The 11,342-nt window shown below is 57.5% G+C and carries 11 protein-coding genes; 3 read left to right on the forward strand and 8 right to left on the reverse strand.

Features of this window, described 5'->3' with window-relative positions; translation table 11 throughout:
- Positions 1-61 precede the first annotated feature (61 nt).
- The 5 genes from EKA13_RS23580 to EKA13_RS23600 form a co-directional block, all read right to left on the reverse strand.
- The gene (locus EKA13_RS23580; RefSeq protein ID WP_065761595.1) at positions 62-2,725 is read right to left on the reverse strand and encodes a non-ribosomal peptide synthetase; all 2,664 of its coding nucleotides are present in this window, start codon (positions 2,723-2,725) and stop codon (positions 62-64) included.
- Entirely contained in the window at positions 2,722-3,669 is a 948-nt protein-coding gene (locus EKA13_RS23585; RefSeq protein WP_065761596.1) for a diiron oxygenase, read from the reverse strand. Before EKA13_RS23585 ends, EKA13_RS23580 begins: the two co-directional genes overlap by 4 nt.
- Complete coding sequence (locus tag EKA13_RS23590; protein ID WP_065761597.1) at positions 3,666-4,442, reverse strand: DUF3050 domain-containing protein; 777 nt, start codon at positions 4,440-4,442, stop codon at positions 3,666-3,668. Before EKA13_RS23590 ends, EKA13_RS23585 begins: the two co-directional genes overlap by 4 nt.
- Before the next feature lie 599 nt (positions 4,443-5,041).
- Positions 5,042-5,620, reverse strand: a complete 579-nt coding sequence (locus tag EKA13_RS23595; protein ID WP_083199893.1) for a thioesterase domain-containing protein — start codon at positions 5,618-5,620, stop codon at positions 5,042-5,044.
- A gap of 79 nt (positions 5,621-5,699) precedes the next feature.
- On the reverse strand, positions 5,700-6,392 hold the full coding sequence (locus tag EKA13_RS23600) for a GntR family transcriptional regulator (protein WP_065761599.1): 693 nt from the start codon (positions 6,390-6,392) through the stop codon (positions 5,700-5,702).
- Between the two features lie 338 nt (positions 6,393-6,730).
- On the opposite strand from EKA13_RS23600, the gene lapG reads away from it, so the two are divergent.
- Together lapG and lapD are read left to right on the forward strand one after the other, a co-directional pair.
- Positions 6,731-7,393, forward strand: a complete 663-nt coding sequence (gene lapG / locus EKA13_RS23605) for a cysteine protease LapG (protein WP_065761604.1) — start codon at positions 6,731-6,733, stop codon at positions 7,391-7,393.
- A 9-nt stretch (positions 7,394-7,402) separates the two neighbouring features.
- Entirely contained in the window at positions 7,403-9,349 is a 1,947-nt protein-coding gene (gene lapD, locus EKA13_RS23610; protein ID WP_065761600.1) for a cyclic di-GMP receptor LapD, read from the forward strand.
- Positions 9,350-9,370: 21 nt separating this feature from the next.
- Here the strand turns inward: lapD and EKA13_RS23615 are convergent, their stop codons facing one another.
- The 3 genes from EKA13_RS23615 to EKA13_RS23625 all read right to left on the reverse strand — a co-directional run bounded on the left by EKA13_RS23615 (position 9,371) and on the right by EKA13_RS23625 (position 10,833).
- On the reverse strand, positions 9,371-10,009 hold the full coding sequence (locus EKA13_RS23615; RefSeq protein WP_065761601.1) for an NADH:ubiquinone oxidoreductase subunit N: 639 nt from the start codon (positions 10,007-10,009) through the stop codon (positions 9,371-9,373).
- Between the two features lie 63 nt (positions 10,010-10,072).
- A complete protein-coding gene (locus tag EKA13_RS23620; protein WP_065761602.1) occupies positions 10,073-10,312 on the reverse strand; it encodes a DUF2789 domain-containing protein in 240 nt (79 codons plus the stop codon).
- Between the two features lie 62 nt (positions 10,313-10,374).
- A complete protein-coding gene (locus EKA13_RS23625; protein ID WP_065761603.1) occupies positions 10,375-10,833 on the reverse strand; it encodes an aminoacyl-tRNA deacylase in 459 nt (152 codons plus the stop codon).
- A 138-nt stretch (positions 10,834-10,971) separates the two neighbouring features.
- Between EKA13_RS23625 and EKA13_RS23630 the strand changes: the two genes are divergently transcribed.
- Positions 10,972-11,342: Clp protease/crotonase-like domain-containing protein (locus tag EKA13_RS23630; RefSeq protein WP_483826451.1), on the forward strand; the 371-nt coding region annotated here is incomplete at its 3' end.

Raw genomic sequence — 11,342 nt, forward strand, 5'->3', positions numbered from 1 at the left:
GAGCTTACATTTTCTAAGATCCTCGACTCCTTTTCCAGCCGGTCAGATTTTTTCTACACCCTTAAATGCGAAGAGCCATCAAAGCCCCGTAATGGCGGTCAAGGTAGTCGTAGTCCGCCTCATTAAGTCCAAGCTTCGGTTGGCGCAGGTCGGCTTCAAAAACCCTCACGCGGTTCAGGTCCAAGCCTTGTAGCTGGTTCTCGGTCACGGCCTGAGTAAAACGTTCCTCCGCTGAGTGGGTTGCGTTACGTCTCACAAGGCAGGCCACTTCGCTAGCGCCCCAGTCCAGGAGGGCCTCGACGATATGCACACCAAGGAAGCTGTTGGCACCGGTGACGACGACCTTGTGTACATCGCCAAGACAGTCTACTGGTTGCACCTGAAGGTCTAGCGCACGTTCAGCATCGGACCGTGCTTGAGGGTCAAGCGTGCTGGTCTCGTTATCTTCGTCGCCCAGCAGCATTGCCATGCGTTGCAAGGTTGGCATTTCGATAAAACGGTTGATTGGGATACTGCGACCAAACGTTTCGCGAACTTCCAATAGCAGGCGCGACAACAGAATCGAATGGCCACCCAGGTTGAAGAAACTGTCGGTGCAGGAGATATGGTCTGCGGGCAACTCCAGTAGCGCGCTCCAGATCCTGAGTACACGCTGTTCACAATCGTTTCGCGGTGCCACATGGGTGTTTTGCGGCCCCAGTTGAACAGGGCGCACACGCAGGGCCTGACGGTCTATTTTGCCGTTGGCCGTATAGGGCATGTTTGGCAGTTCCTGATAGAACGCTGGACACATGTAATCAGGTAGTTGCTGCTCGGCGTATCTGCGCAACGCCACCTTGGCGTCTGCCTGCCGTGGCTGGGCGGCAAAAGCCAGCAAGCGGCGTTGCTGATCGACCACGACGGCAACCTGACGGTAGAGCTTGCTGGCACGCAGGCAATGCTCGACCTCTTCCGGTTCAACGCGGAAGCCGCGGATCTTTACCTGATTGTCCCGGCGACCGCAGATTTCGATACCGTGCTCCGTCCACTTGCCCACATCGCCCGTGCGATAGACGCGCAGTTGTCTGCCGTCGGGCAGGTCCAGCAGCAGAAAGCGTTCGGCGTTTAACTGCGGATTACCCAAGTAACCTAAGCCCACGCCCGGTCCTGCGATGTACAACTCACCTGGTGTTTGCTCGGCCACGGGTTGCAGGTGTTCGTCGAGGATGAAAATTTCACAGTTGGCGATGGGGCGACCCAAGTTGCGGTTGTTGTCCCGGCAGGCGAATACACGCGTAGTTGCCAGTACGGTGGTTTCGGTTGGCCCGTAGATGTTGTGGAAACAGCACTGTTCGGCCAGGTGCTCGATCACTTCTGGTTCGCAGACATCGCCACCGGTTATCAGGTGGCTCACGCCCCTCATCTGCTTCAGCGGCAGGATGCTCAGTAAAGCCGGTGGCAGAAAGGCATGAGTGACAGCTTCTCGCTGTATCAGCTCAAGCAGGCGTTGTGGGTCACGCCGCTGGTCTTCATCAGGGATGACCAATTCGGCGCCACAGGCCCACGTAGGCAGGATGTCCAGTAACGATGCATCGAAGTTGATGGTCGAAAATTGCAGCACTCGGCTGTGTGTCTCGAGTTGCACATGCTCGGCATACCAATGCTGGAAGTGGCTCAGATTACGTTGGCTGAGTAGAACCCCTTTTGGGTGGCCGGTGGTACCTGAGGTGTAAATGGCCACACTGGGTGCTTCGCTCTGTGCGCGTATGCGTATCAGGCTGGACAGGGGCGTTTGCGGTGCCGCGGGTAATTGGCTCAGATCCAGTGTGGGTAGGCCCGCCCGGTTGGGACTGAAGCTGGCATCGTGAATCAGCAGTGTTGCGCCGGCATTGTCGAGAATGTACTGAAGACGCTCGGCAGGGTGGTTGGGGTCCATCGGCAGGTACACCGCCGCGCAGCCCAATACGGCGAGCAAACTGGCATAGAGTGCCAGTGACTTGGGCAAGCAGATGGCGATCACCGGTGGTTGCGCCCAGTGCGCTGGCAGGTGAGGGATCAACTGCTGTTGAATGGCCAATGCCTGAGCGTGCAACTGGGCATAACTGAGACGATGACCATTGAGGTTCAGCGCCGGGTTATCGGCAAAGACCTTAAAACTGCGCTCCAGCCGTTCGATGACAGGCACATCCGCGCGCTTGAGTAACTGTTCATCCCGGGTGCTATTGAAGAGATGAACAAATGCCAGTTGTTCCAGCCACATCAGGCCGTGTTCATGGGCGAACTGAGCACCACTGATGGTGGGCGTTTCAAGCAAGTAGTCGGGGTTGCGCGAGAGGCGCCCGACCTGCAGCGCAACCAGTGACTGAAGGCGGGCAATGGCTTGCAGACGCAGTTGCTGACCATTGCCTGAAGGCTCCATCGGCAGCACTTCGTGTGCAATCAGCCGTTGGGCTTTGCGGCTGCCTGTCCAGCAGCGCAGCTCCAGGCCCGGTAGCAGGTCCTGTGTGTCAGTGCTGCTACCCAGCCGCAGGCTCAGGAAGGTGCAACCGGAAACACCTGTTTCTGCAGCATACGGAAGGGGCAAGCTGCCATCTTCGATGACCAATTGTGGAGCCACCTGTAACGGCTGCTCTGGTGTAGACAGATCTGTCGCCAGGTAAAGGACGTGACCATGTTGCTCCAGCTCAGCGTGCAGTGCAGCCAGTGCCGGGCTGGTGCCTACCAGTAAAATATCGAGGCGTTTCATGACGGTCTCCTTGTCTCGACGTGGTAATCGGCCAGCGCGTGTTGCACGCACGGCGAGTCGAGCATTGAGCTGCTGCGGAAAAAGCGCAGGATGTTGCCCAGTAGTGGGTGTTGCTGATTGATCGGATAAACCATGCTCAGCACCTCCTCGTTAAGCGCTGTGCGCACGCTTTCAGACACCTGAAGGTGTTTAATCACGTTGAAGTCGAAGGCCTTTTGGATCTCGTTGGTGAGGTACTGGCGAATGAACACCGGCAGTATCTGGGCGATACAGTTACGGTCCTCTTCCGGTGCGCTCTGCCAGTAGAGGCGTACCAGCCGCGCCCAGAACGTCGAATGACGGCCTTCGTCGAGCAGGTGATCCGCCATCAGGCCCTTGATTGATGGCTTGACCGTGTCGTCGCGGGCAAAGGCCGCCACATCATTGGTCAGCGTGTTCTCGGCGATGGCCACGCAAATCAGTTCAAGCGCATCTCGCAGGTGTTCTGGCACCAGGGTCAGGGCCGCCGGAATAGCGCGGCTCAGTTCAATTTCGTTGGGTAGATCGATCGGCTCAATGCCGGTCAGCGCCACGGTCTGTTGCATGAAATCCATTGCCACCAGAGCGTGGTAGTCCTCATCAACGACCACCGTCATGGCGTCGTAGCGGCAGGCAAAAGGAAAGCGGATCGCGAAGCGGTTCTTGGCAATGGCGCGTGCTGTGCGGTCGACGATCTCGGTTTCGAAGATCACTACATCGTTGATGAACTTGTAGAGACTTTGCACCAGCACGAAGTCGCGCCATTGCGAGCACTCGCGCATGAACGTGGCACCCAGCACCAGTGGCTGACGGCTCAACGGATAAATCAGTCGGTCGTCGTTCTCCAGTATTCGCCGTGGGCGGGTGCGTATCGTTGCTCGGTCTTCCCAGACCGTAGCGAACGACTGGTAGTCGATAGCATTCATACGCTGGCCTCGGCAGTTTCAGCGTGCATCGCGTCACGCAGGCGGTCCCAGAGGGCAATGCGACTCTCCACTGCAGCAATGGCAGCTTCATACATCTCGCTCTCATGTCGGGGGTCGTTGTTTACTAACCGCGCGAGCAACTGCTCGGCTGCTGGCCCGTGGTCTTCCGAGTCCACTTCGATATGCCGTTGCAGGTAGTAACGGAAGGTCGGGGCCTGTTCTGCAGTAATTCCCCAATCATCCAGAATTCGCTGGAACATGCCTGGAATCACGCTTTCGCGGCCATGCAGGAACGCTGCTGCGACTGCATGGGCGGGGGCATTCATGGCGGTTTCGAGGGTGTTGCAGACGAACTGCTTGGCGGCATCGCTGGCAGCGACACGGCCCAAGGCACTGGCATAACCCATGCCCTCGCGCTGCAGGCGCACGAACTGCTCGATAGCGAGCGTGCTGGCGCCGACTTCGCGCATGGCGTCCAGATACAGCTCAAAGTGGCTGTAATGACCGTGCACCAGCCGGTTATCGGACTCCTCGCCTAAAACGATTTCATTGATCAGGCGAGCCGCCTTGGGGTCAGCGGGTGGTAACCAGGGTAGTTGTACACAGGTCAGTTCTTGTTGTAGCCGCTTGGTGAGTGACATGAAGTCCCAGACGGCAAAGACATGGGTTTCCATGAACCGTTGTAACACGGGTAATGAGTCTATTTCGGCGAAGATGGGGTGCGCGGCAAGCACGGCCTTCTTTTCACTGAGTAAACATTTGAGTGGGGTCATGATGGTTCCTTAATTGGACAATGTTGTGAGTGGGGCATGAATTGTTTTCTTCAGGCCGAGTGAGGCCGTCGAACGAAAAGTTCGATAATGGCGATCGCTGTATATAAGCCCGTCGTGGCTTTATTCAGGCCCTTGTGGGCCCACGGTGCCAACGCTTATGCAGTTGGCAGGGAAAAAACTAAAGCAACTTCAAAGTTGTCTGCAAGTATTTTTTAAATTAATTAATGGCGCGCTTATTGTTTGCAAATAAGGTCTTCTATAAAACTTTTAAGTTAAGTTTTATTTGGGTGAGTGCGATCCTTTCGATGCAGTTGGATCGAAATAAAGTTATTGAGCGATTGTTTCGCTCGGCGCACTGATGTGGTGGGGAAGTTACATATGAACTATGAGGGGCGGCTGATCGGTATCGGTCCTTGCCCGTGGTCGAACTCCTTCTGTTGATCCATAACGCACAGACGACCAGGTCCACCCTTGGCGATCAGCGGCCGTCTGCTGCTAAGAGTGTGCTCAAAATGGCGGCACTGCCATGTCTGGCTGCCGGCCTGGAGGAAAAGGAGGTGTAAGAGGGGATGTCGTTGATGGGTGACAGCGAAGCAGGATTAGAGGCTGAGCAGCCCCAAGTGGGTATTGATGATTTGCATCAGACGCTGCTGCAGCTTCGGATCGTCGAGTTGCGTGCTGGGCAACTCGATAAGTTCCAGCTCACGGCAAATGTAGTCTCGCCAGCCCAGTATGCGTTTCAGACTGCCTGGCGGATAAAGCGCAGTGACGGGTACTTGAAGGTTATGCGCGGTCTGGCATGGCGAGGTTGCTGGGCTATCGCACATTGAAACGAACAGATGACGGGTCAAGCGCGGACTGACGTGTTGCATTCGCTTGGCGATCTCGAAGGCCAGGTGCGCGCCGTCATTATGACCAAACAGCGCATGAGGTCGGCGTAGATAGGCCTGCAAACGCTCAAACAATTGCTCGCAAAGGTCCTCAGTGCCAGAGCCGCCTGCGGTCGCACCGTAGCCTGATACATCTATTGGCGCCAGCTCAATGTGATCGTTCAGGTCGTTCTGCCAGCGCTGATAGTGCACCAGGCTACTCGCGCTGTTGGCGAAGCAGATCAGCACAATTGAGCCGGGCTGTGCGCACGGTAGGGGCGTAAGCTGTTGTGGCGTATGGGCGTGCACTGCATTTCCTTGCGCTCAAGACTTCCCTGAAGCAGTACTGCAGCCCCGCGCCAGTCTCTGTAAGGCGCACGCTGCGGGATCAATCGTTTCGTTGCTTGCTCAGGTAGTTTTTCATTGTTACGGCGGCTTTGTTCAAGTGCTTCTGCAGAATACTGACGGCCTCTTCAACGGCTTTGTCATTGGCCGCTTCCACTAACCCGCGGTGATCGTCCTGGGTCAGTTTGCCCAGCCCCATGGACGAAAGATGGAAACGCAGGAAGCGTTCTTCTTCATTGAGTTCGTTTTCAATCAGGCGCAGCAGTTTCTGGTTGGGTGCCTTGTGGTAGAGAGACATGTGAAACAGGCGGTTCAGACGACCGATCTCTGCATATCGGGTTTCGGTCTCCAACAGTTCGATGTAGTGACGTGCCTGCGCGATATCGTCGGCATCAAGCAGTGGGATCGACTGGCGTAACGCCTCAGCTTCCAGAATGACCCGTAGCGCATAGGTGTCCACCGCATCCTCACCGATCAACGGTGCAACCACGGCCCCCTTATGGGCTACCACCTGCAACAATGACTGTGCTTCCAATTGGCGTAATGCCTCGCGAACGGGCATGCGGCTGACGCCGAACAACGTTGCCAGTTCCTGTTGGCGCAAGGCCACTCCGGGTGCGAGTCGCCCTTCGATGATGGCGCTGCGCAGCCGTTCTTCGATCACACTGCGAGCGAGATGCGGCGGAACCTGCTCGCCACCGAGTATTTCACTCAAGAGTTTGGACTTTTCGGCCACGCGGACTCTACCCTGATGTCGGTGTGCTTTTTTGGATCTTGGATCCAATCTACACTAGTGATTGAAAATTTACTTGTCAAACCGGCTGTGAACCACAGCGACAACACTTTATGCGGCCCTGCAACAAGTGCGCTGTTGCCGATTCAACGACTATCGTGAATGAAGTTTTTGCCCAAGGGAAGCGGACAGAATGCCGGTATTTTCTGGGTAGTTGCACAGTAATAGCAGTGTGATCTCAGTCGGCCATTGTTTTTTCATCGAGCAAGTCGCACCATCCGGTTCCCTCAGGTCTGCACGGGTTATTCGCATTGGCGAAACGTTGGGCTTTTCATCTGATCATGCGCCGGTTTGGTCTGGCCTTGCTGCTTGGCTGCATGTTGCTGGGCGGCTTGCGTGCGGACTGGGATTTCTCCCAGATCAGTCGACGAGCTCAGGCCTTGTACGGCCCACTGGGGGCAGGCCAAGGGCGTATCGATGCCTGGCAACAGTTGTTGGCTACGCAGAAGCAACTGAGTGAGGTCGAGCGCCTCAATGTGGTCAATCAGTTCTTCAACCGTCAGCTGCGCTATGAGGAAGATATCGACCTTTGGCGTGAAGTGGATTATTGGGCTACCCCAATCCAGTCGCTGATCAAGGGTGCCGGTGATTGCGAGGACTATGCGATTGCCAAGTATTTCAGCTTGCGCCGGCTTGGGGTTCCCAGCGAAAAGCTGCGTATTACCTACGTCAAGGCGCTGCGCCAGAACCGCGCGCATATGGTTTTGACCTATTATTCGAACCCAGACGCCATGCCGCTGGTACTGGATAGCCTGATCGATGCGATCAAGCCCGCCAGCCAGCGTGCCGATCTGTTGCCGGTCTATGCATTCAACGGCGAGGGGCTCTGGCTGGCGGGGGCCAAGGGTAACAAGAAGGTCGGCGATACCAAGCGTTTGTCCCGTTGGCAGGATCTATTGAAGAAGATGCAGGCCGAAGGTTTCCCGGCCGAGCCGGTTTACTAAGGAGTGTAGATGTCACTGTTCAAACAATTGTTGCTTGCCATCTGCCTGTTCCTGGTGGTCGCCTTCACCGGCAGTTTCATGGTTAGTCTGGAAAGCTCGCGCAGTCAGTACGTCAACCAACTGCGCTCGCATGCCCAGGATGCGGCGACGGCGTTGGCATTGTCGCTGACACCGAACATTGATGACCCGGCAATGGTCGAGTTGATGGTCAGCTCGATATTCGACAGTGGTTACTATTCCAGCATCCGGGTAGTAGACCTGACCTCTGACGCCCTGTTGGTTGAGCGCCATGCCGAGCCGGAAGCTGGCAGCGTGCCACGCTGGTTCATCCGTCTCATAGGCCTGGAGGCTGCGGGCGGCGATGCGATCGTCAGCCGGGGTTGGCAGCAGGCGGCGCGTGTCGAGGTGGTCAGTCACCCGATGTTTGCCCTGGCCAAGCTCTGGCAGAGTGCATTGGGTAGCCTGGGTTGGCTGCTGCTCTGTGGTGCGCTGAGTGCATTGTTGGGCGCGATGTTGTTACGTCGCCAACTCAAGCCGTTGGACTATATGGTTGCCCAGTCCCAAGCCATTGCACGGCGAGAGTTCCTGAGCTTGCCCGAACTGCCGCGTACACCTGAACTGCGTCGCGTTGTCCAGGCAATGAACCAGATGGTCGATAAGCTCAAGGCGCTGTTTCTGGAGCAGACCGAGCGCAGCGAGAAACTGCGGATTGAGTCATACCAGGACAGTCTCACCGGGCTGGCCAACCGCCGCTATTTCGAGATGCAACTCAACGCCAAGGTCAGTAACCTGGAAGAGGCGCGAGCGGGCTACCTGCTGTTGCTGAGGGTCAAGGATCTGGCGGGGCTCAACCAGCGTTTGGGTGGGCAACGGACTGATCAGTTGCTGCAAGCGGTCGGGCAGCAGCTGAAACGTGCCTGTGCCAATTACCCGGAAACCAACAACCTGATTACCCGCAGCCGCGGCGGCGAGTTCGCCGTGCTGGCGCCGGGCATGGTGCATGAAGAGGCCGTGCAGTTGGCGCAGGCGCTTGAGGTCACGTTGCAGAGCCTTAGTGCGACCGGTGCGACCGACGTGAGCACAGTGGCCTGTATCGGCCTTGCGCCTTACAGCCCGGGTGATGACCCGCAGGCACTGTTGAAATTGGCTGATGAGGCCCTGGCTCGCGCCGAGGCCCAGGTTGAGCCGAGTTGGGTGTGCCTTGAGCAGGGTACTGCGCCGCAAACAGGTGATACCCATCATGGTTGGCATACCTTGCTGGATGATGCTTTGAGTCAGAGGCGTTTCCAGTTGTTCTTCCAACCGGTTGTGGCGTCGGAAGACCTTGAGCGTGTACTGCACTACAAAGTGTTGTCGCGCTTGCTCGACGCTCAGGGTCAAACCATCGCTGCCGGTCGCTTTTTGCCCTGGCTGGAGCGCTTTGGCTGGTCGGCGAGGCTCGACCTGTTGATGTTGGAGCTCGTGCTCAAGCAAATGGGCGACCACGGCTACGCCTTGGCGCTGAACCTGTCGGCGGCAACCCTGGCTGATCCAAAGGCCTTGCAGCGGGTCTATGAATTGTTGGGGCAGTATCCGGCGCTGGGCCAACGTCTGACGCTGGAAATCGGGGAAGAGCAGCTTCCCGAGCAGTCCGTGCTGGAGCAATTGACCCGACGCCTTCGCAGTCTGGGTTTCAGCCTGAGCCTGCAGCGCTTTGGCGGGCGCTTCAGCATGATCGGTAACCTTGCGAATCTGGGGTTGGCCTACCTGAAAATCGACGGCAGCTATATTCGCGCCATTGATCAGGAACAGCACAAGCGCCTGTTCATCGAGGCGATCCAGCGCGCAGCACACAGTATCGACTTGCCGTTGATTGCCGAGCGCGTTGAAACCGAAGGTGAGCTCAATGTGCTGCGTGAAATGGGTATTCAGGGTATTCAGGGGCAATTGGTCGGCGAACCGGCACCCTGGAAGTAGTACCGCGGCGGGGCGAGTACGCTAACGGTACTCGCCTTCCAGCTCATCGAGTTGGTGATCAAAGCTGCGCAGGCGCGCTGACCAGGTGTACACCAGCACTTCCAGGTCGCGGTTGAGTACTGCCGCACCCCGTCCCGCACTTTGCTGTGAATCGCACAGGTCCAGTTGATAGCGCTCGCGGGCCATCGCGGTGGCCACACTGGAGAGCTCCCGAGCATTGTTCAGCCAGTGCCAACGGGAGTCCTGGATTTCCTGGTCAAGCTCGCGGCACTGGCGTTTCAAGGCTTCCAGGCTTTGCTCCAGTGGCGTGCCCTCCAGTTCGCCCATGACCTCCTGAAAGGTCCGTCCGGGTTGCCAATAGCTGCCCCAGAAATAGCGGTCAAAGACGGTCTCGACGCGGCGCAGCGCCACCTTGGTGTTCCAGATGGCAACCAGTGTGCGGCCCTGAGCCAATTGGCGCTTGCGCGTTTTCAACTGCTGCCAGGAGGTCCAGGCCAATGACGTCAGTGCCATTGCCGCGATCACGGCAGCGGCGCCGAACAGGAACAGTTCGGCCTCTGCCAGTTCGTAAGCGTCGCGTATGCCATAGAAATAACCGGCGGTGAGCAATATCAAGGCGGTTACCGCGCACCAGAAGCCGGGTGCATAGGGATCTTTCATTGGCGCTGTCCCCGTGTTGTTGTTTTGAGCATAGCAACGCCACTCGCCGATATCCGTTGCCGCTCAGCGCATTTTTCGCAGTGCCAGACTGAGCTGGTCGATCACTTCGGCCCAGTCGGCGTCCTCAAGGATTTCATCGCGCAAAAAATCGCGTTGCGACGCTGTCCAGAACAGCGCATCTGCGAGCGCTATATCGGATTTCAGGGGGGAGTGGCTGGTAATGAACTGGTCAATGCTCAGCGCATCGTCAGCCAAGCCCAATTGTTTGAACAGTGAGGGAAGGCTATGGGTAGTTGATTCCATGGTTCGCTCCTTGGGCCAGGCAGACTAATGACAGTGCCCGCCTGGCGGTGGGTTGGAGATCATCAGCAGACCTCGCGTACTTCGGCCTTTGGCACCAGTTTCAGGTACTGATCCATGCTCATGTGAACCAGATAATCGTGGTTGCCTGCTTCCAGGTAGATATCGCCCTGACGGGTCAACGTCGGGTCGAGCAGCATTTTGATTTCGTAGGCATCGCCCAACGCTGGAATGGCGCCGCGCTCACAGTCGCCGAACAGGTGTGGCAGGCCACTTTCTCGGGTCAGTTGCCAAGGGCCGGTGGCGCGCACCTTGCTCATGTCCAGATGACGGTTGGCCGGTAGTACAGCCATCAGGTAGTGCCCGTGACGGTCGTCGAGCATGACTGATTTGGCGACCCGCTCGGCGGGGACACCTGCAGTGCGTGCAGACTCAAGGCTGGTCGCTGAGTGTGGGTGAGGAACGATGTCGTAATCGCAGCCGGCCGTGTCCAGGCGCTGCTGCACGGTTCTTGCCATACGCATGATGCACCTCCAGGCCCAGTCCAGGCGTTATGCCATTACAGGCCTCGGTTAGTTTGTCCCCCTGTGGAAAGTTTAGGCGGTGCTGTTGTGGGTTGCCGGACTAAACTTAATTCACACATATAAGCCAGGTGTGACCGGGTGAACGCTCGCCGCTGGTGGCGCATGCTTCTGCTGCTGATGCTCGTCGTTATGTCGAGGGGGCAGGGTGCGCCTGGTAGCCCGGTGCTGCTCTTGCGTGTAGACGATGCCATTGGTCCGGCTTCTGCCGACTATCTGGTGAGGGGGCTGGCCCAGGCTCAGGCATTGAGTGCTCAACTGGTTGTGATTGAGCTGGACACCCCGGGTGGCCTGGACAGCTCGATGCGTACCATTATCAAGGCGATCCTCGCCAGCCCGGTACCGGTGGCCACCTTTGTTTCGCCCAGTGGGGCTCGGGCGGCTAGCGCGGGTACCTACATTCTCTATGCCAGCCATGTCGCGGCGATGGCCCCGGGAACCAATCTTGGTGC

This window comes from Pseudomonas defluvii, assembly GCF_001695625.1.
GTDB classification, from domain to species: domain Bacteria; phylum Pseudomonadota; class Gammaproteobacteria; order Pseudomonadales; family Pseudomonadaceae; genus Aquipseudomonas; species Aquipseudomonas defluvii.

What these genes read in the sequence shown, in the direction of transcription:
- EKA13_RS23590 (WP_065761597.1), bottom strand. Translation starts at nt 4,442, where the DNA reads ATGACCCCACTCAAATGTTTACTCAGTGAAAAGAAGGCCGTGCTTGCC.
- EKA13_RS23625 (WP_065761603.1), bottom strand. Translation starts at nt 10,833, where the DNA reads ATGCGTATGGCAAGAACCGTGCAGCAGCGCCTGGACACGGCCGGCTGC.
- EKA13_RS23580 (WP_065761595.1), bottom strand. Translation starts at nt 2,725, where the DNA reads ATGAAACGCCTCGATATTTTACTGGTAGGCACCAGCCCGGCACTGGCT.
- EKA13_RS23620 (WP_065761602.1), bottom strand. Translation starts at nt 10,312, where the DNA reads ATGGAATCAACTACCCATAGCCTTCCCTCACTGTTCAAACAATTGGGC.
- EKA13_RS23615 (WP_065761601.1), bottom strand. Translation starts at nt 10,009, where the DNA reads ATGAAAGATCCCTATGCACCCGGCTTCTGGTGCGCGGTAACCGCCTTG.
- EKA13_RS23585 (WP_065761596.1), bottom strand. Translation starts at nt 3,669, where the DNA reads ATGAATGCTATCGACTACCAGTCGTTCGCTACGGTCTGGGAAGACCGA.
- lapG (WP_065761604.1), top strand. Translation starts at nt 6,731, where the DNA reads ATGCGCCGGTTTGGTCTGGCCTTGCTGCTTGGCTGCATGTTGCTGGGC.
- lapD (WP_065761600.1), top strand. Translation starts at nt 7,403, where the DNA reads ATGTCACTGTTCAAACAATTGTTGCTTGCCATCTGCCTGTTCCTGGTG.